The 16,760-nt window shown below is 66.1% G+C and carries 19 protein-coding genes; 5 read left to right on the forward strand and 14 right to left on the reverse strand.

What is annotated here, in order from left to right:
- The first annotated feature begins 219 nt into the window (after window positions 1–219).
- The 5 genes from ABEA06_RS11130 (at window position 220) to ABEA06_RS11150 (ending at window position 5,381) form a co-directional block, all read left to right on the forward strand.
- Window positions 220–1,455: a PucR family transcriptional regulator gene (locus ABEA06_RS11130; protein WP_345311531.1), complete on the forward strand. Its 1,236-nt coding sequence runs from the start codon at window positions 220–222 to the stop codon at window positions 1,453–1,455.
- Between the two features lie 91 nt (window positions 1,456–1,546).
- Entirely contained in the window at window positions 1,547–2,458 is a 912-nt protein-coding gene (locus ABEA06_RS11135; RefSeq protein ID WP_345311690.1) for an ACP S-malonyltransferase, read from the forward strand.
- 62 nt (window positions 2,459–2,520) lie between these two features.
- Window positions 2,521–3,588 carry a beta-ketoacyl-ACP synthase III gene (locus tag ABEA06_RS11140; protein ID WP_345311532.1) on the forward strand — a complete coding sequence of 356 codons (1,068 nt, stop codon included), beginning with the start codon at window positions 2,521–2,523 and terminating at the stop codon, window positions 3,586–3,588.
- A 152-nt stretch (window positions 3,589–3,740) separates the two neighbouring features.
- Entirely contained in the window at window positions 3,741–3,986 is a 246-nt protein-coding gene (locus ABEA06_RS11145) for an acyl carrier protein (protein ID WP_016996935.1), read from the forward strand.
- Window positions 3,987–4,118: 132 nt separating this feature from the next.
- On the forward strand, window positions 4,119–5,381 hold the full coding sequence (locus ABEA06_RS11150; protein ID WP_345311533.1) for a beta-ketoacyl-[acyl-carrier-protein] synthase family protein: 1,263 nt from the start codon (window positions 4,119–4,121) through the stop codon (window positions 5,379–5,381).
- Window positions 5,382–5,454: 73 nt separating this feature from the next.
- On the opposite strand, the gene ABEA06_RS11155 is transcribed toward ABEA06_RS11150, so the two are convergent.
- From ABEA06_RS11155 to rpsP, 14 genes are all read right to left on the reverse strand, one after another.
- Window positions 5,455–5,958 (reverse strand): DUF3145 domain-containing protein, encoded by a 504-nt coding sequence (locus ABEA06_RS11155; RefSeq protein ID WP_345311534.1) that lies wholly within the window; start codon window positions 5,956–5,958, stop codon window positions 5,455–5,457.
- Between the two features lie 211 nt (window positions 5,959–6,169).
- Window positions 6,170–7,141, reverse strand: a complete 972-nt coding sequence (locus ABEA06_RS11160) for a tyrosine recombinase XerC (RefSeq protein ID WP_345311535.1) — start codon at window positions 7,139–7,141, stop codon at window positions 6,170–6,172.
- The gene (gene dprA / locus ABEA06_RS11165) at window positions 7,104–8,378 is read right to left on the reverse strand and encodes a DNA-processing protein DprA (RefSeq protein ID WP_345311536.1); all 1,275 of its coding nucleotides are present in this window, start codon (window positions 8,376–8,378) and stop codon (window positions 7,104–7,106) included. Before dprA ends, ABEA06_RS11160 begins: the two co-directional genes overlap by 38 nt.
- Window positions 8,375–9,919 (reverse strand): YifB family Mg chelatase-like AAA ATPase, encoded by a 1,545-nt coding sequence (locus tag ABEA06_RS11170; protein WP_345311537.1) that lies wholly within the window; start codon window positions 9,917–9,919, stop codon window positions 8,375–8,377. Before ABEA06_RS11170 ends, dprA begins: the two co-directional genes overlap by 4 nt.
- A 170-nt stretch (window positions 9,920–10,089) precedes the next feature.
- Window positions 10,090–10,872, reverse strand: coding sequence for a hypothetical protein (locus ABEA06_RS11175; RefSeq protein ID WP_345311538.1), 783 nt, complete (start codon window positions 10,870–10,872; stop codon window positions 10,090–10,092).
- A gap of 315 nt (window positions 10,873–11,187) precedes the next feature.
- Window positions 11,188–11,604: a YraN family protein gene (locus ABEA06_RS11180; RefSeq protein ID WP_303381872.1), complete on the reverse strand. Its 417-nt coding sequence runs from the start codon at window positions 11,602–11,604 to the stop codon at window positions 11,188–11,190.
- A gap of 82 nt (window positions 11,605–11,686) precedes the next feature.
- Window positions 11,687–12,373: a ribonuclease HII gene (locus tag ABEA06_RS11185; protein WP_345311539.1), complete on the reverse strand. Its 687-nt coding sequence runs from the start codon at window positions 12,371–12,373 to the stop codon at window positions 11,687–11,689.
- Window positions 12,374–12,375: 2 nt separating this feature from the next.
- On the reverse strand, window positions 12,376–13,170 hold the full coding sequence (gene lepB / locus ABEA06_RS11190; protein WP_345311540.1) for a signal peptidase I: 795 nt from the start codon (window positions 13,168–13,170) through the stop codon (window positions 12,376–12,378).
- 48 nt (window positions 13,171–13,218) lie between these two features.
- The gene (gene lepB, locus ABEA06_RS11195) at window positions 13,219–13,902 is read right to left on the reverse strand and encodes a signal peptidase I (RefSeq protein ID WP_312395496.1); all 684 of its coding nucleotides are present in this window, start codon (window positions 13,900–13,902) and stop codon (window positions 13,219–13,221) included.
- An 11-nt stretch (window positions 13,903–13,913) separates the two neighbouring features.
- Complete coding sequence (rplS, locus tag ABEA06_RS11200; protein ID WP_016997861.1) at window positions 13,914–14,276, reverse strand: 50S ribosomal protein L19; 363 nt, start codon at window positions 14,274–14,276, stop codon at window positions 13,914–13,916.
- A gap of 199 nt (window positions 14,277–14,475) precedes the next feature.
- Window positions 14,476–15,288: a tRNA (guanosine(37)-N1)-methyltransferase TrmD gene (trmD, locus tag ABEA06_RS11205; RefSeq protein ID WP_303381876.1), complete on the reverse strand. Its 813-nt coding sequence runs from the start codon at window positions 15,286–15,288 to the stop codon at window positions 14,476–14,478.
- Between the two features lie 5 nt (window positions 15,289–15,293).
- On the reverse strand, window positions 15,294–15,845 hold the full coding sequence (rimM, locus tag ABEA06_RS11210) for a ribosome maturation factor RimM (RefSeq protein WP_303381877.1): 552 nt from the start codon (window positions 15,843–15,845) through the stop codon (window positions 15,294–15,296).
- A 107-nt stretch (window positions 15,846–15,952) separates the two neighbouring features.
- Window positions 15,953–16,198 (reverse strand): RNA-binding protein, encoded by a 246-nt coding sequence (locus tag ABEA06_RS11215; RefSeq protein WP_303381892.1) that lies wholly within the window; start codon window positions 16,196–16,198, stop codon window positions 15,953–15,955.
- 2 nt (window positions 16,199–16,200) lie between these two features.
- Entirely contained in the window at window positions 16,201–16,665 is a 465-nt protein-coding gene (rpsP, locus tag ABEA06_RS11220; protein ID WP_303381878.1) for a 30S ribosomal protein S16, read from the reverse strand.
- Window positions 16,666–16,760: the final 95 nt, after the last annotated feature.

The raw sequence follows: 16,760 nt of genomic DNA on the forward strand, positions 1-16,760 counted from the left end.
GTGGACTGGTCCGCACCGGCGCAGGCGATCGACAAGTACGACCTGCTCGACCCGAACGCCGGGACCTCCGGCAACGCCGGCGGCGAGGCCTGATCGCTTTGACCGCCCGGTGAGGGTTACCGAGCCTCGGTTCCGGTGATCCTTGACGCACCGAATTGACGACGCCCGCTCAGTTTTGCTGAGCGGGCGTCGTCGTTTTCAATGCACTAACCTCGTTCCATGGCTTCCGATTCCAAGGGCACCGCTGCCGCAAAACAACGATCTTCGCGACGAGTGACCTGGTCCCTGCGCAACCGGCCGGCCGGAAGCCCGCATCCGCGGACCCTGGATAATCTCACGGCCAATCTGGGGCAGGTCTCCACCGTGGCCGTTCAGCGCCTGAGCACCACGCTGCCGTGGTTCTCCCAATTGCGGGCGGACGAACGCTCCGAGCTCGGGCTGCTGGCCCAGCGTGGTATCTCGTCCTTCGTGCGGTGGTACGAGGACCCCCAGGAACCGGTATGGGTCCTGACCGAGGTGTTCCGACAGGCACCCACCGAACTCACCCGTTCCATTTCCCTGCAGAACGCGCTGCAAGTCCTGCGCATCGTGGTGGACGTCGTGGAAGAAAAAGTTCCCGAGCTCGCGCAGCCCAGTGACGAGATCGCACTGCGCGAGGCCGTGCTGCGCTTCTCCCGCGAAGTGGCCTTTGCCGCCGCGGACGTCTACGCCAAGGCCGCCGAGAACCGTGGCTCGTGGGACGCCCGGTTGGAGTCACTCGTGGTGGACGGGGTCCTGCGCGGGGACCGCTCTGATTCCATCCGCTCCCGGGTGGCAGCGCTCGGTTGGACGGACCAGGGGCAGGTCACTGTAATGGTGGGCGCCACCCCGGCCACCACGGGGCCGGGCAGTGTGGACAAGATTCGGCGTTCCGCGACCCGTCATGCCGCCGAGTGCCTCGTCTCGCTTCAGACCGACCGTCTGGTGCTCGTACTGGGCGGTGTGGCGGACCCCCGCCGCGGGCTTCCCCAGCTCGCCTCCGTGTTCGGTGAAGGCCCCGTGGTCTTCGGTCCCGAGGTCGACACGGTCTTCGACGCCAAGTACTCCGCCGACCGCGCGTCTGCGGGGTTCCGAGCGACGTCGGCGTGGCCTCAGGCACCGAGGCCCGTTGACTCCGAGGACGTCTGGCCCGAACGTGCCATGTCCGGAGACCCCCTCGCGTTGCGGGCCATGGTGGACGCCGTGTGGGAACCGCTGTCCATGTCCTCGACCGGTCTGGTGGACACCCTGAGTACCTATTTCAGCGTGGGTAATTCTCTCGAGGCCACCTCTCGTGAACTGTTCGTGCATACCAACACCGTGCGCTACCGGCTGCGCAGGGTCTGTGACATCACCGGCTGGGACCCGTTGATTCCCAGGGAGGCCTTCGTGTTGCATTGCGCCATGGTCGCGGGCCGCCTGAACTCGCCCCACTAGCCGACGGTTTGTAGGAGTCACACAAAGGCGCCCACGCCACTTGGTGGCTCGGAACACCTCCTTTCGGCTCGCGATTTGGTGAAATGGGATGGTGATTGCCGTAGTTTGCCCGGGTCAGGGCTCCCAGAAACCAGGTTTCCTCCGCGAATGGCTGTCGGTGGACGGCGTGACAGAGCATGTGGCGCAGCTGTCCGACGCCGCCGGGTTGGACCTTGCCCATTACGGCACCGACGCCGATGAAGAAACCATCAAGGACACCGCCGTTGCACAGCCGCTGATCGTGGCCGCAGGATTGGTGGCCGGCCGGTTGCTCGCGGATGCGTGGAACGGCCGCGGCGACATCGTCTTCGCGGGCCACTCGGTCGGTGAGATCACCGCTGCGGCACTCTCGGGTGTCCTGAGCGAAGCGGACGCGATGCGATTTGTCCGAGTCCGCGCCACGGAAATGGCCCGGGCGGCAGCGGCCACACCCACGGGCATGGCCGCCGTTCTGGGCGGCAAGGCCGACGACGTCGCCGCAGCCATGGCTGCCGCGGGCACCTCCCCCGCCAATGCCAATGGTGGCGGTCAGGTGGTAGCCGCGGGCACCCTGGAGCAGTTGAAGGCCCTCCAGGAGAATCCCCCGGCCCGCGCCAAGGTGATTGCCCTCAAGGTGGCCGGCGCGTTCCACACCGAGCACATGGCACCGGCGCTGGAGCCGTTGCGCGCACTGGCTCCCGAGCTCTCCCCGCAGGATCCCGCTCATCAATTGCTCACCAATTTTGACGGCTCCCTGATCACCTCCGGTGCCGCCGTGGTGGACTCGCTCGTGGAGCAGGTCTGCCGCCCGGTGCGCTGGGATGCGTGCATGGACACCATGGCCGAGCTGGATGTGGAACAGCTCATTGAGCTCCCGCCGGCCGGGACCCTGGCGGGGTTGGCCAAGCGCGGCTTGAAGACCGCACGGGCAACCGCGGTGAACACGCCCGAAGATCTTGAAGCGGTCCGGAGTATTCTGAGCTGACAACGGTGCCTCGCTATTGCGCAGCACGCTTCGAATCGCACCATGTAAGGAGTCAGCCTCTCGTGGCGACCATTAAGCAGAACACCCCGAACGCTCATTCCAGGATCCTGGGTATGGGTGCTTATCGTCCGTCCGTGACGGTCACCAATGATGATGTGTGCCAGTGGATCGAATCCTCGGACGAGTGGATCGTCAAGCGCACCGGCATCAACACGCGTATGCGCGCCCCTCAGGAAGTGTCCGTGCTGGAGATGGCCGAGCACGCCGCGCGTGAAGCCTTGGCGAGCGCCGGGCTGACCGGTGAGCAGCTGAGCGCGATCATTGTCTCGACCGTGACGTTCCCGTACATGACGCCCTCTTTGGCGGCCGCGCTCGCGGATCGCATTGGTGCGACTCCGGCGCCCGCCTACGACGTTTCCGCAGCCTGCGCGGGCTACTGCTACGGCATTGCCCAGGCGGACGCGCTCGTGCGCTCCGGCGCGGCCACCAACGTGTTGGTGATCGGTGCCGAGAAGCTCTCGGACGTGATCGACAACGGTGAACGTTCCATTTCGTTCCTGCTGGGCGATGGTGCCGGCGCGGCGGTCATCGGCCCCTCGGACGAACCCGGCATCGGCCCCTCGATCTGGGGTTCGGACGGTTCCAAATGGGATGCCATTCGTATGACCCACCCGCTCACGGACATTCTCACCGTGGAACGGGGCGGTGAGCGCACCTTCTCCAAGGACCTCACGGACCCGGAGACGGGCGAGATGCGACCGGACGCCACCCTGTGGCCCACCCTGCGCCAGGACGGACAGACCGTGTTCCGTTGGGCGTCCTGGGAGGGTGCTCGCGTAGCCCAGGAGGCGCTCGACGCCGCCGGCCTGGCTCCCGAGGAGTTGGCCGCCTTCGTACCCCACCAGGCGAATATGCGCATCATCGACCAGATGGCCAAGGTGCTTGAGCTGCCCGAGTCCGTCATCATTGCCCGCGACATCGCGGACGCCGGTAACACCTCCGCCGCATCCATCCCGCTGGCCACGCACCGCCTGCTCGCCGAGCACCCGGAATTGTCCGGAAAGCCGTCACTGCAGATCGGTTTCGGCGCGGGTCTGGTCTACGGCGCGCAAGTGGTGGTGCTGCCCTGAACCCGCTTGTGAGGTGTCGTAGGGTTAGATCGCACACCTTATGTTCTTGGATCGTTCCGGACGTTTCGGTACGAACCACAACGACAGCTCACCAGAGCGTCGTCGTTCCATAGCAAGGTCGCGACACGCGGCCCCAGAGAAAGGAAGCCCCCATGGCGAGCAAAGACGAAATCCTGGCCGGCCTGGCAGAAATCGTGAACGAAGAGACCGGCCTGGAGACCGAAGCTGTCCAGCTCGACAAGTCCTTCACCGATGATCTCGACATCGACTCGATCTCCATGATGACCATTGTCGTCAACGCCGAAGAGAAGTTCGATGTGACCATCCCGGACGAAGAGGTCAAGAACCTCAAGACCGTCGAGGACGCCGTCAACTTCATCGACAACGCTCAGGCCTGAGCCACTGATGCAGCGCGGCGTGTCGGGTGGGCCCTACGAGGCTCACCCACACGCCGCACTTCATCTGCCGGTGACCTGGCTGCGGCCAGAGCCCGGAACCCATGCGATCCCGGACACGAGGAAGTGCAGATAATGTCCCGCAAAGTAGTTGTCACCGGCTTGGGAGCCATCACCCCCATCGGTGAAAACGTCCAGGAAACCTGGGCCAACGCTCTCAAGGGCGTCTCCGGTGTTCACGCCCTGGAAAATGACTGGGTCGAGCAATACGACCTCGCGGTGCGCATTGGCGCAACCGCCCCCATACCCTCGGAAGATGTGGTGTCCCGCGTTCAGGCCAAGCGCCTGGACCCCTCGGGGCGGTTCTCCGTGGCCGCCGCCCGTGAGGCCTGGACCGACGCCGGTTTCTCCGGGGACACCGCCGACACCAGCGACGAGCTGGACCCCACTCGCGTTGGCGTGGCCTTCGGCACCGGTATCGGTGGCGTGTGGACCCTCTTGGATGCGTGGGACACCATGCAGGCCAAGGGTGCCCGACGAGTGAAACCCATGACCGTACCCATGCTCATGCCCAACGGCAACGCATCGTCCGTGAGTATGGAATTCAAAGCACGTGCGTGCGCGATCACGCCGGTGTCCGCGTGCGCCTCCGGCACCGAGGCCTTCTACCAAGGCCTCAACCTGATTCGCGAGGGCAAGGCGGACGTGGTGATCGTGGGTGGCGCGGAAAGCGCCATCCACCCCGTGACCATTGCCGCCTTCAACTCGATGCAGGCACTGTCCCGCCGCAACGACGATCCCCAGGCTGCCTCCCGCCCCTTCGACATCGACCGTGACGGCTTTGTCATGGGCGAGGGTGCCGGCGCGTGCATCCTGGAGTCGGAGGAGCACGCCAAGGCTCGCGGCGCCAAGGTCTACGCCGAGCTCGCCGGTGCGGGCCTCAGCGCCGATGCGCACCACATCACTTCTCCCGCCACCGGTGACGAGGGTGGCCCCGCGCGGGCGCTCAAGGAATCAATGGCAACCGGTGGGTTCGAGCCCGGCGACATCAAGCACGTCAACGCCCACGCGACGTCGACCCCCGTGGGTGACATCCCGGAGGCAGGAGCCCTGCGTGCGGCCTTCGGCTCCGAGGTGGACAACATGGCCGTGTCGGCCACCAAGTCCATGACGGGTCACCTGCTGGGCGGTTCGGGTGCTGTGGAGGGTGTCCTCACCGTCCTGGCGCTCAAGCACCGTGTGGCGCCGTGCACCATCAACCTGGACAACCAGGACCCCAAGATCGACCTGGACGTGGTGACCACGGCCCGCGATTTGCCCTCGGGCGACATGGTGGCCATTTCCAACTCGTTCGGATTCGGTGGCCACAACTCCGTGGCGGCGTTCCGCTCGATCTAGGAACATCACCCACGAAGAGCCCCGGCTCACATCGCTGACGGATCGCGGTGTGAGCCGGGGCTCTTTGTCGGTCTCAGCTGACGCGGTGCAGCCAGCGCACCGGCGCACCGTCCGCCGCATGACGGAAGGGTTCCAGTTCCTCGTCCCAGCATTCGCCCAGGGCTACCGAGAGCTCCGTGAAAAGTAGTGTGGGGTCACCCGCGGCCGCCTCGTAGGCGTATCGAATGCGGTCCTCGCTCACCACTATGTTGCCAGCCACGTCCGTGGTGGCATGGAAGATCCCCAGATCGGGAGTGAAGGACCAGCGGGAGCCGTCGTTTCCGCGGCTGGGATTCTCGGTGACCTCGAAGCGGATCCGGCCGAGCGTGCGCAGGGCCGAGGCCAGCAACGCACCGGTTCCGGCCACCCCGGACCACTCGAGTTCGGTGCGCATCGCACCGGGTTCCGCGTTCTGGGGGGTCCACTCAAGATCCGTTCGCTGCCGCGAAACGGATTCCAGGGCCCACTGAATGTGCGGGCACAGTGCCTGTGGTGCGGAGTGCACGTAGAGCACTCCACGGGTGGTGGGTGAAGACATAGCCTGTTCCTCCGTCATATAGGTACGTCTTCCCCAACGCCCTGCACGGAGTGTTTCGGTTCACCACCACTGCCACATTCAATTATTTCACAACCACCGTGAGCGTTTCTCGCGGATTCGAGGCCGCTGGGTCTGCTCGCGTGACTGCTGGCACCCATTGTTCAGCAGGGACGTGGGCGGGTCAACCTAAAGCCGTTGCGTCGCCAACATGTCAGGCCCGCGGGTGGGCCTGGGCATAAGCATTCCTGAGCCGTTCCACGGACACGTGCGTGTAGATCTGCGTAGTGGCAACCGATGAGTGGCCCAGTAGTTGTTGGACACTGCGCAGGTCCGCTCCCCCGTCCAGAAGGTGGGTTGCCGCGCTGTGCCGCAGGCTGTGCGGCCCACTCGCCTGGGTGTCCGGCACCGTGCGGAGAGCGTCGGCGACCGCGCGTCGAGCCACGCGAGCATCGATTCTGCCCCCGCGCGCCCCCACGAAGACCGCCCCGCCGGATTTTTCCGTCGCCAATACGCCACGACGGCGCCGCCACAGCCCCAGTGCCTGGGCGGCCCGGTCCCCGAAGGGCACGCGGCGCTCTTTATTGCCCTTACCCGTCACCGTGAGGACTTGGACGGTGTGGTCGATGTCCGGCAGGTCCAGGTTGACCACTTCGCTGATCCGAGCCCCCGTGGCGTAGAGCAACTCGATGAGCGCCCAGTTCCTGGCCGCGAGCGCCGCCGTACGATCGTCCTCGGCCGGTTGTTGCGCCGCCGCCGCCAGACCGTCAAGCATGTCGGACAGCGCCGTGGAGCTGACCACATCCGGTAGGTAGCGGGCCTTCTTGGGTCCCTTCAGCGCGGCTGCAGGGTCGTGGTGGAGCCGGCCGTTGTCCACTGCCCACCGACAAAATGTGTGGACGGAGGCGATCCCCCGGGACACGGAACTGCGCGCCAGCCCTCGCTGATGCCGTTGCGCCAGCCAGCCCCGCAGCGATTCCCGGTCCAGGTCCGCGATTCCTCCGAGTCCCTGTTCTGTCATCCATTCGGACAGCTCCTCCAGATCACCCACGTACGACCGGACCGTGTGTTCACTCCGCGCCTTCTCGTGGCGCAGGTGCTGGGCAAACATCGCTATTTCTTGCGCCAGAGCGCTCGGGGGCTGCGCGTCATGGTCCGTGGGGTGAGCGGGGGTTTGCGGTGCCATGCGTCGAGCCTACTCGGCGCCAGCCCAGCAAGGAGTCGGTGGCCAAACCCAGCGACCGCAGTGCGGCCAGCCCGGACATGACCTCGGTGGGGGACAAGCCTGATACGCGGCACACATGGGAGGGCTCTGCATCCTGGCGCAGGGGCAGCGCGTCGTAGAGGCGCAGTAGGTGAGGTTCCAGGGAATCCTCCGGGCGGTGCGCGGACACGTCCTGTTGAGTGTGGGTACCCACGGCGGCGTCGTTACCGAGCGGGCCGAGCAGTTCCAGGACTTCCGCGCCATTGTTGACCAGTACCGCGTGGCCCTCCCGGATGAGCTTGTGGCAGCCGGCTGATCCACCCGTCAGAACATCACCGGGCACCGCTGCGACATCCCGGGACATTGATTCCGCGTGGTGGGCGGTGTTGAGGGAACCGGAACGCCATGCGGCCTCCGTGACCACGGTGGCCCGGGACAACGCCGCAATGAGCCGGTTCCGTTGCAGGAAACGGTACCGCGTGGGTGAGCAACCCAGCGGTACCTCGCTGAGCAACAGCCCGTGATCCTCGATCCTGCCCAACAGGTCCGCATTGGCGCTGGGGTAGAACCGGTCCACTCCGCATGCCAGCACCGCGGCCGTGGGCAGCTCAGACGTGCCAGCGGTCAGGGCGGCAGAGTGCGCGGCAGCATCGATCCCGTAGGCTCCGCCCGAGATCACGCACCATCCTTCTCCGCTGACCTGGTGGGTGATTTCCCGCGTCACCGCGGCCCCGTACGCGCTGGCGTTGCGTGATCCCACCACGGCCACGCTGCGGGCCAACGCGGCGAGCTTCCCGCGCTCCCCGCGTCCCCACAAAGCGATGGGCCGTGACACACCGAGGTCGGCAAGCTGTTCCGGCCAATCGGGGTCTTCCGGGATCACGACCCACGCGTTCAAAGACTCGCAGTTTCGAGCATCGATGTCCGGAGCCACCACGGGGAGCCTGCTGCGCCACGCGTCGAATCGGGTCCCGAGGTCAGCGGGTTTGCCGCGCAGACCCCATGTGGTCATTGCCTTGTGGAACTTCCGGAGCAGCCAGGGCGGTGGGGCCGAGTTCGCGGTGATGGTCTCCAGCAAACTGATCGGCCCCAGACAGTGCACCAGCGCCATGCCCGCGCGATCGGCGGGTTCGAAGACGCGCGCGAGCTGGACACGCGCCCGCCGCACTTCCTGCAAATACTCGGGATCCAAGGCGTGGCTATCGGTCATTTGATTCATGAGGTCACCGTGGTCTTGAAGAAGAGAGCGAGTTGGACGTGGTCGGAGGTGGGAGACCCGGCTCCGGCCAGGTCCGCCAGGGTCCAGGCGATGCGGAGCACCCTGATGTATCCACGGGCGGTCAGCGTGTGATTGTCCATGGCTTTTTTCAGCGAGTGCACCGCGGCCCGGTCCGGGGCCAAGGTTTTACGCAGAAGCGCTCCCGGGATGTCGCTGTTCAGTTGCACTCCGTAGCGAGCCAATCGATCATGTTGGGCATCCCTGGCCGCCCGCACCCGGGAGGCCACGGCTGCGCTGTCCTCGGGCGGAATTCCCAGTGCGGAGTTCAGCTCCTGATATGTCACCGCGGGGACCCGCAATTGCAGGTCCACCCGGTCCACGAGGGGGCCGGAGAGCTTGTTGAAGTACCGGTGCCGTTGTTGGGCAGTGCATGTACAGCGGTTCCCGGCACCGCCGGCCTGTCCGCACGGGCACGGGTTCGCGGCCAGCACCAGCTGGAATTTGGCCGGATAACGGGACACGTTCTGTGACCGCGCAATGGTTACTGTTCCGGATTCCAGGGGTTGACGGAGGGTGTCCAACACACGGCGTTCGAATTCCGGTGCCTCATCGAGGAAGAGGACTCCCCGATGGGCCAGCGAGATTGCCCCGGGCCGCGGAACACCACTGCCTCCACCGCACAGCGCCGGTGTGGTGATGCTGTGGTGCGGTGCCTGCAACGGTGGCCGGCGGATCAGTTCGGAACAGCGCGAGTCTCCTCGCAGGGAGTGAATGGAGGTGACTTCCAGGGACTGGTGGTCGTCGAGGTCGGGAAGGATCCCCGGCAGTCGTTCGGCCAGCATGGTCTTTCCCGCTCCCGGGGGCCCGATCATCATGAGGTGGTGGCCGCCGGCCGCCGCGATCTCCAGGGCCTGGCGGCCCTCGATCTGACCCACCACGTCGCGCAGGTCGGGGGTGTCTATCGGGTCGTAAGCATGTGCGCGAGCGTCAGTGGGTTTGTCGACCACGGGCACCCGCCGCAGGAGTTGCGGGTCGGCGCCGCTCATGACCAGCAACTCGGCCAAATGGGAGACCGCGGTGACCTCCGCCCCCGAGACCAGTTGGGCTTCCTCGTAGTTCTCCCGCGCGACCACCACGCGGGGGTGACCGTTGAGAACCGCCGCATGCACGGCGGGAAGCACGCCCCGCACGGGGCGCAGCGAGCCGTCCAGGCCCAGTTCGGCCAGGTACACGGTGTCCGCGCTGGCCCGAATGGCGCCGTGAGCGGTGAGCACGGCCATCACCACCGCGACGTCGAAGTGTGAGCCTCGTTTGGGGAGTGTGGCCGGCGAGAGGTTGACCGTGATTTTTCGGGCGGGTAGTTTCACACCCGCATTTCGTGCGGCGGCCCGGATCCGTTCCCGGGATTCGTTCACCGCTTGGTCCGGGAGCCCAATGATGCTGAACGCCGGAAGTGACTGCCCGATATCGGCTTCGACATCCACCACGTGACCGGCCAAACCGACCAGGGCCACAGACTTGGTCCGCGCAAAGCCGCTCACGGCCGGTCACCCCGGGCCGATGTCACCCGACGGGCTCGGCCCCTCGGGGTCGTGGATGGCGATCGCGAGTCTCTGTACATGAGATCACCATTGCCGAGCACACGTCCGCAGGCCAGGGACGATTGCCGACTGTGCAGTTGTAGAGAACGCTCCGCACGGCGCCGGCCCGGTTACGGCTGCATCGCGTGCTGCCCGCCGGCAGCCTGAGCCGGCACCGACGGTTGCACCGGAAGCCCAGGAACCACCGCCTCGGGAGGCGGCGTGGCTGGGTCCTCAGGACCCGGTGGTGCTGGGTCATCCGTCGGCGCAGGCGCACCGGTGGGTTCCGGCGGGTCCTCGGGTATCGGCTCGGTGGTGGGTTCCGCCCCACCGTCCCGGGGCGATTCCTCGCCACCGGGCCCGTCCGCAGGGGCACCCGGTGAGTCCGAGGGTTCCGGCACGTCGGGGTCCGTGGGAGAAGCCGGGCGCGGGGCCGCGGGGTCATTGTCGCTGTCGGGGCTGGGCCGGACGGCGCGTTCCTCGGAATCGCCGATGGCGGGGATGAGCTCCATGCTGGCGAACGTGGCCGGGATGCGACTCAGGTCACCCACCAGAATTTCCTCCCCCTGGCCTCCGGCGGGGACGTCTCCGGTGTACGTGTTCACCGTTTCCGCCACCCGGCGGTTGATGTCCCGTGCCTTGTCCCGGGGCACGCGCCCACCCCCTGCAATTGCCCATTCACCGGGTTCCACCTCACGTGCGGCCCAGTCGGGCACCACCTTGGGTAAGGCATCGAGGCGGTAAATGGCGCCGTCCTCGGCGGTCAGAACCAGTCGGCTCACCGAGACCGGTCGGTCCCCTTTACGGTTGTCAATGCTGATGTGCGCGTACAGGGCGCGGTCGATCCCCGCCTCCTGGCGAAGCGCGTCCACGTCCTGGTCGGGCGGGGGCGCTGCCGGCAACGTGATGCGCACGGACGCTCCGGACGGCAGTGTCGCATTGAACGTTCCGCCGTGCAGACCCTTGGAAGATTCCTCCGGTGAGGCCGATAGCGTCCGGTCAGGCTCGTGTTTCTCGTCTCCACCACAGCCGACCAGGGTCCCGGCGAAAAGACCCACGGCCACAAGGGCGCCCGCTGACCGCCCACGTGAGAGAGAGAATGTCACCAAGCGGCCCTCGCTGATGGTCGAGTGTTCCGGGGCCTTTCTCGGCCCCCGACCTACCGTGGCACGTTGATCGGGCAATGTCACTCAGCACGCGTGATGTCCACCAAATTGTGACCTTGGAGTTCAGTGCCAGCTCAACGAGCTCATGTGTTCCACGCGCGGGGCCCCGCCCGCCGGCCAGTGCACCGCCACCACGTCCACACTGGGGATCTCCGCCCGGCCGTGCTCCCAGGCCCACGCGCGCGACAGCACATGGAGTCGTTTGAGTTTTTCGGGTCCCACGGCCTCGGCCGGGTGGCCGAATCCGGTACCGGTGCGGGTCTTGATCTCGAAAATGCTCACCGCTCCCCCGCGTTCGGCCACGATGTCCAGTTCGCCGCGTCCCGCGCTGCGCTCGGCGGAGGGCCGCCAGTTCCGGTCCAGCACCTGCCAACCGGCGCGGGTGAGGAGGTCGGCGATCAGGTCTTCCCCGGATCGTCCCGTTCTGATGTGCGAAGCGGGAGGGTCGGGTGTCGGTGCGGAAACAGGGGTCGCAGTCATGGACCCATCGTGGCGTGTTGCGCTCGCGGGGGCCATGGCGCGGGCGCGCTTGTGGAGTGCGGGTGAGGTAAAGGTCGCGGGTTCAGATCCCCAGGTTCCAGCTCACCCGGTGCAGCGGGGTCACACCGTGCTTCTGGATCGCAGCCCGGTGGGCGGCGCTACCGTAGCCCTTGTTCGATGCCCACCCGTAGGCGGGGTACTGCCCTGCATAGCCGGTCATCAGTGCATCCCGTTCCACCTTGGCGGCAATCGAGGCGGCCGCCACGGAAACGCAGTGGGCGTCCGCCTTGACCTGGGTCCGCACCACGGGCGGGACCTCCCACGGGTCGAGATCCTGCCCCAATACGGGTTCCGAACGGAGCCAGTTGTAGGAACCGTCCAGGATCAATCCGTCCACGGAAATGCCCGACGACGCCGCTCGCGCGAGCGCCCTGAGCCCGGCCAGGCGCAGTGCGGCGCTGATCCCGAGCCGGTCGACCTCCTCGGGCTGGGCGTGGCCCACGGTACAGGCCGCAGCCCACGAGCCAATGGCCGGTGCCAGCGCCTCTCGTTTCTTGGCGGTGAGTGCCTTGGAGTCCCGGACACCGTGCCAAGCGGAGGAATCGGCACTGTCGAGGGCGGCGGCGTCGACAACCACGAGACCGACACTGGCGGGTCCCGCCAGGGCGCCGCGGCCCACTTCGTCCATGCCGCCCACGTATCGCAGGCCCTGGGAGGCGAGTTCGCGTTCCAGGTCGAGACCGGGGTCGGCGATCAATCGTGGCGCCACGGTCAGTTCTCCGCGGAGCCGGTGGCCGGCACGTCGGCAAAGACCTGGTCCGGGTGGTGCAAGATCTGGAAGCGGTCCAATGGCCACGCGATCACGAACGCGGTGCCAATGATGTCTTCCTTCTGGATGAACGCGTTGTCGTCGGCCAGGTGCACGCGCGAATCGGCGGAGGCGTTGCGGTGGTCGCCGAGTACGAAGTAATGATTGTCCGGCACGATCACGTCGAAAGGGATCTCGGACGGCACGGCGCCGGGGTACACGTAGGTCTCGTCCAGGGGCGTTCCGTTGACGGTGACGCGACCGTCCGCGTCGCAACAGACCACGTGGTCACCGCCCTGCCCGATCACGCGCTTCACCAGCGCCTGGTCACCCGTGTCAGGGAGGATCCCCACAAAAGACAGGGCGCTCCGGATGGCGCCGCCGAGCCCGTCGCTGCCCTGCGGCTGGGCCGGGAGCCAGTTCTTGGTGTCGTGGAAGACCACGATGTCTCCGCGGTCGATATTGCCCAAATTGGCGTTCATGACATTGACGAAGATCCGGTCGTTCAGTTCCAGGGTGTTCTCCATGGAACCGGAGGGAATGTAGAAGCCCCGGATGAACAGTGTTTTGACGATGAAGGCGATCAGGATGGCCAGCACCACCACGATCAGGATCTCCTTGACGGAACTCCAGGCGGAGTTGGATTTCTTGGCGCCGCGCGAGGCCGAAGAACGGGACGAGCGCGAGGACCGACGCGGCCGCAGCGGCTTCTGCTCCGGCTGCTCCCCCGCGGAATCTAATGGACGTTCTTCAGTCACTACGCCGTGTTCCTTCCTGACAAGGTGGGTGTCTCACCCATGGGCAGACTACAAGTCCCGGGCTCGGCCGAGGGGCCACAACACCCGTTCTGCCGTTCCGATGATGCGCTCCGTGCGGATCAGACCACCGCCGGGGGCCCCCAGAAGAGACCGTGAATCCACGGACTCGTTGCGATGATCGCCCATGAGCCACACTCGATCGGCGGGGACATCGACCGAGAACGGGATCTCCGACGGGTTGTCGCCGGGGTACAGATAGTCCTCGACGAGGGCCTGCCCGTTGACCGTGATCTTGCCCTGAGCGTCGCAGCATTCAATGGAATCCCCGGGCACGGCCATCACGCGTTTGACGTACGCGGTGGACGAGCCCGTGACTCCCAGCCAACGCCCCACGCTGTTGAGGGCCTGGGCGTACCAGGGGTCGGTGGAGTGCAGCGGGTCCAAGGATCCTCGACCGTCGAAGACCACGAGCTGGCCGCGGTGCAGTTCGTCCGTGTCGCTGAGTTTGTTGACGAGCACACGATCCCCGCCCTGCAGCGTGGGTTCCATGGAATTGGAACCCACCCAGTAGACGTCCACCACGAAGGCGCGCACCACGGCCGTGATGAGCAGCGCCGCCAGCACGGCAAGGGTGATGACTCGCAACCACCAGCGCCGCTGGGACAGTGGTCTGGGTACAGCGGAGGACCCGGTAGAAGCCGGGCCCTCCGTGCATTCCGAGTGCAGTTGCACGTGGAAGATGCTTACTTGCTCGACGCGCTCGAGTCCCGCTTCTCGCGGATACGAGCGGCCTTGCCGTGGCGATCGCGCATGTAGTAGAGCTTGGCGCGACGCACGTCACCGCGGCTCACGAGCTCGATCTTGTCGATGATCGGGGAGTGCACCGGGAAGGTACGCTCCACGCCCACACCGAAGCTGACCTTGCGAACGGTGAAGGTCTCGCGCACGCCGGAGCCCTGACGGCCCATGACGTAACCCTTGAAGACCTGGACACGGGAACGGTTACCTTCAATGATGTTCACGTGGACATTCAGGGTGTCGCCGGGGCGGAAGTCCGGAATGTCGTTACGCAGGGACTTGGCGTCAAGCTGATCGATAAGGTTCATGCTTTTTCTCCTCGCGACTGCCGCAGGCCGATCGCGTGTGGTCCGCGCGGCTCAGCCATGAAGGTGTGAACCGACGCGCAGAAGTGTGTCGAAATCGGGCCGGTGTGGTGATTTCGAATGCGTGGTTGTTGGTCGCTCTCCCCCCTGCGGCAGGGGCGTGCCCAACTCACGCACAGCGATCCATTATGCCACATGTCGGTTAGTGCGCCCCGCCATCCTCCGGTTCGGGTGCGCAGACCTGCAGCGAGCCATTGACCACCCGGAAACCATGCTCGCCCAGGATGCTCAGATCGGCCGTGTTCAGCTCCGCCGGGTTGAGCTGTTCGATCATGTCCGGTCTGCGCTGAGCGGTCCGGTGCAGTTGCTGATCACGCCGCCAGCGCGCAATGTTGCCGTGATGACCCGACAGCAACATCTCCGGGATCGCGCGCTCCCGCCACACCGCCGGCTTGGTGTACACGGGGTACTCGAGCAGGCCACCGGTGTGGGATTCCTCGGCGAGCGACTCGGGGTTGCCGATCACGCCGGGGATCAACCGGGTCACGGCCTCGACCATGGCGAGCACGGCGACTTCTCCCCCGTTGAGCACGTAGTCGCCCAGGCTCATGGGGCGCACCACCGCGTGGTCGGAGGCCCATTCGATGAAGCGCTCGTCGATGCCCTCGTAGCGCCCGCACGCGAACACCAGGTGCTCCTGGTCGGCCAGTTCGTAGGCAACCTCCTGGGAGAAGACCTCACCGGCCGGCGAGGGCACCACCAGCACGGGTTGGCTGGACGATGGCGAGACCGCAGTGACGGACTCGAGGGCCTGCGCCCACGGTTCGGGTTTCATGACCATACCGGCCCCGCCGCCGTACGGGGTGTCGTCCACCGTGCGGTGGCGGTCCGTGGCGTAGCTGCGGGGATCGGTCACGGACAGTTCCAGCACGCCGTCCGTCATGGCCTTGCCGATCAACGACAGTTCCAACGGGGCCAGGTATTCGGGGAAAATGCTCAGCACATCGATGCGCATGGTTCTTAGTCCTCCGCACCCAGGTCCAGCAGCCCGGCGGGCGGGGTCAGCAGCACGCGCCCGGTCTCCAGATCCACCTCCGGCACGATTTCCTCCACGAACGGGATGAGAATACGACGCCGCTCACCCCCGACCTCCAGTTCGAGCAGGTCCTGAGCAGCTCCCGGGATCAGCGCGGTCACCTTACCGACCTCGCGATCGCCCCTGGTGGTGTCCACGGCCATAAGGCCGAGCAGGTCGTCCTGGTGCCACTCGTCATCCTCGAGCTCGACCTCGTGGGCCTGTGCGTACAGTTGTGCGCCGCGCATTTCTTCGGCGCGGTTGCGATCGGTGATCTCCTCGAACCGGGCGATCAGCACCTTCTTGTTCCAGCGAAAACCGGCAGCCGTGAGGGCCTCGGGAAGTCCCGCGGCGGCGTCGGCCTGCTCCTGAGGCCATTGGACGTTCAGGCTCGATCCGGGCGCGAAACGCGACTCGGGATCGTCGGTGAACAGTTGCACCGTGACTTCCCCGCGGACGCCGTGTGGCTTACCGATGCGTGCAATACGAACGCTCATGAGATCTCCTTTGCCGGAACTGGCCCGGTGTGACGTTGCTACCAATGATGACGGCCCCCGTCTCCCGAGTGTGCGGGAAACAGGGGCCGTTCATGTACGCGCGGTCGTTAGCGACGACGACGGTCGGTATCGACCACGTCAACGCGCACATTTTCGCCGGGTGCCAGGGCCGTCACGACGGTGCGCAAAGCCTTGGCGGTGCGTCCGGAACGCCCGATCACGCGGCCGAGGTCCTCGGGGTGAACCCGAACCTCGAGGATCTGCCCGCGACGCCCTTCGCGTGAGCGAACGGTGATGTCCTCGGGGCTGTCCACAATGCCGCGAACCAGGTGCTCCAAAGCCTCGGCGAGCATGCTCACTCTGCCTTCTCGGCGTTGTCCTCCGTGGATTCCTCAGCCGCACCCTCGGTGGAAGCTTCCTCAGCGGGCGCTTCTGCCTGCTCGGAAGCCTCGGCCTTGTCAGCCTTGGGGGTGATGGCCTCGGGGATGATCACGGAACCGTTGTCCGGTGCCACGAACTGACCCTTGGTCTCGGGAGCCTTGTAGGTACCCTCGGCCCCGGGCTCACCCTTGAACTTCTGCCAGTCACCGGTGATCTTCAACAGTGCCGCCACGGCGTCAGAGGGCTGTGCGCCCACGCCGAGCCAGTACTGGATCCGGTCGGAAACCAGGTTGATGTAGGAGGGGTGCTCGGTCGGCTGGTAGACGCCGACCTCCTCGATGACACGACCATCGCGCTTCTTGCGGGAGTCGACGATGACGACGCGGTAACGGGGATCGCGCATTTTACCCATGCGCTTGAGACGAATCTTAACTGCCACTTGAGTGGTTACTCCTGTTTCGAATGTGGTCGGAAATGCACACACTGGCACCCGTGGGGCGGGCCTTGGTGGGATTTCCTGTGGACGCGAGACAC

The sequence above is a fragment of the Kocuria gwangalliensis genome (assembly GCF_039544365.1).
Lineage (GTDB): Bacteria > Actinomycetota > Actinomycetes > Actinomycetales > Micrococcaceae > Kocuria > Kocuria gwangalliensis.

What these genes read in the sequence shown, in the direction of transcription:
- ABEA06_RS11160 (WP_345311535.1), bottom strand. Translation starts at nt 7,141, where the DNA reads ATGGCACCGCAAACCCCCGCTCACCCCACGGACCATGACGCGCAGCCC.
- ABEA06_RS11145 (WP_016996935.1), top strand. Translation starts at nt 3,741, where the DNA reads ATGGCGAGCAAAGACGAAATCCTGGCCGGCCTGGCAGAAATCGTGAAC.
- dprA (WP_345311536.1), bottom strand. Translation starts at nt 8,378, where the DNA reads ATGAATCAAATGACCGATAGCCACGCCTTGGATCCCGAGTATTTGCAG.
- ABEA06_RS11155 (WP_345311534.1), bottom strand. Translation starts at nt 5,958, where the DNA reads ATGTCTTCACCCACCACCCGTGGAGTGCTCTACGTGCACTCCGCACCA.
- ABEA06_RS11180 (WP_303381872.1), bottom strand. Translation starts at nt 11,604, where the DNA reads ATGACTGCGACCCCTGTTTCCGCACCGACACCCGACCCTCCCGCTTCG.
- ABEA06_RS11215 (WP_303381892.1), bottom strand. Translation starts at nt 16,198, where the DNA reads ATGCTCGCCGAGGCTTTGGAGCACCTGGTTCGCGGCATTGTGGACAGC.
- ABEA06_RS11130 (WP_345311531.1), top strand. Translation starts at nt 220, where the DNA reads ATGGCTTCCGATTCCAAGGGCACCGCTGCCGCAAAACAACGATCTTCG.
- trmD (WP_303381876.1), bottom strand. Translation starts at nt 15,288, where the DNA reads ATGCGCATCGATGTGCTGAGCATTTTCCCCGAATACCTGGCCCCGTTG.
- ABEA06_RS11150 (WP_345311533.1), top strand. Translation starts at nt 4,119, where the DNA reads ATGTCCCGCAAAGTAGTTGTCACCGGCTTGGGAGCCATCACCCCCATC.
- rplS (WP_016997861.1), bottom strand. Translation starts at nt 14,276, where the DNA reads ATGAACCTTATCGATCAGCTTGACGCCAAGTCCCTGCGTAACGACATT.
- rimM (WP_303381877.1), bottom strand. Translation starts at nt 15,845, where the DNA reads ATGAGCGTTCGTATTGCACGCATCGGTAAGCCACACGGCGTCCGCGGG.